Source organism: Bacteroides sp. OF03-11BH, from assembly GCF_003604005.1.
GTDB lineage: Bacteria > Bacteroidota > Bacteroidia > Bacteroidales > Bacteroidaceae > Bacteroides > Bacteroides ovatus.
Window position 1 is genome coordinate 1 of the sequence record NZ_QTMW01000121.1, and the last position, 1,171, is coordinate 1,171.

At 50.6% G+C, this 1,171-nt stretch carries 2 protein-coding genes; both read left to right on the top strand.

All coding sequences use genetic code 11. The features are described 5' to 3' along the window. Positions 1-110 precede the first annotated feature (110 nt). The gene (locus DXA54_RS27940) at positions 111-419 is read left to right on the top strand and encodes a DUF3853 family protein (RefSeq protein WP_005654521.1); all 309 of its coding nucleotides are present in this window, start codon (positions 111-113) and stop codon (positions 417-419) included. 11 nt (positions 420-430) lie between these two features. Continuing rightward, a partial coding sequence (locus DXA54_RS27945) for an AAA family ATPase (RefSeq protein WP_117929300.1) occupies positions 431-1,171 on the top strand: 741 nt, incomplete at its 3' end.

Below are 1,171 nucleotides of genomic sequence, written 5' to 3' on the forward strand. Positions count from 1 at the left end.
TATCATCCACATACTTACCACTCAAAACCCTACCTAATTTTGCATCGTTCGAGAACAGAAAAAAACAGCCTGTGCGCAGGGCTATTGTCAAACAAGTAATCATACGGACGATGAACAACCTCAAAGAACTGTTAGTGAAACCCGTCTGGCAGATGACAGGCGAAGAGTTCCTTTTTCTAAGCAGACACGCTTCGGTACAGGCAGAGGCGCAACCGCAGCCGACCACCGACACGGAAAGAAAGTACGTGTACGGCATACTCGGCATAGCCAAGCTTTTCGGGTGCAGCCTGCCCACAGCCAACCGCATCAAGAAAAGCGGAAAGATAGACAAAGCCATTACCCAGATTGGACGCAAGATTATCGTGGATGCGGAACTGGCGCTGGAACTGGCTGGCAAGAAAACCGGAGGACGCAGATAAAGGAGGTGATTATGGACTATATAAAAGAAATATCACCCGAACAAGCCGTTATCCTCTGGCAGGAATCCCGGCTAAGTCTGTCAAGATGCTACGAAAAAGCCCCCGAAATTCTGAAAGTACACGGCTCTGTCATCGGGACGCTGGGCAATTTCAGCGCATCCATCGGCAAAGCCAAGAGCAAGAAAACCTTCAATGTATCGGCTATCGTAGCCGCTGCATTGAAGAACGGTACCGTGTTACGATATGCGGCTGAACTGCCCGAGGAAAAGCGGAAAGTGCTTTATATAGATACGGAGCAAAGCCCCTACCACTGCCTGAAAGTGATGAAGCGGATCCTGCGGATGGCAGGATTGCCCGATGACAGGGACAGCGGTTATCTGGAGTTTCTCGCTTTGAGAAAATACACCCCGGAACAGCGCATCAGCATTGTAGAACAGGCTATCTACCACTCACCGGATATTGGGCTGGTCATCATAGACGGCATCCGGGATATGGTGTACGACATCAACAGCCCCGGTGAATCCACCCGCATCATATCCAAGCTGATGCAGTGGACGGACGACAGGCAGATTCATATCCATACGATACTGCATCAGAACAAGGGGGATGAGAACGCAAGAGGGCACATTGGTACGGAACTGAACAACAAGGCGGAAACAGTCCTGCTGGTGGAAAAGGACAAGGGGAACAGCGACATCAGCCATGTTTCCGCCATGCACATCCGGGCGATGGATTTCGAGCCTTTTGCATTC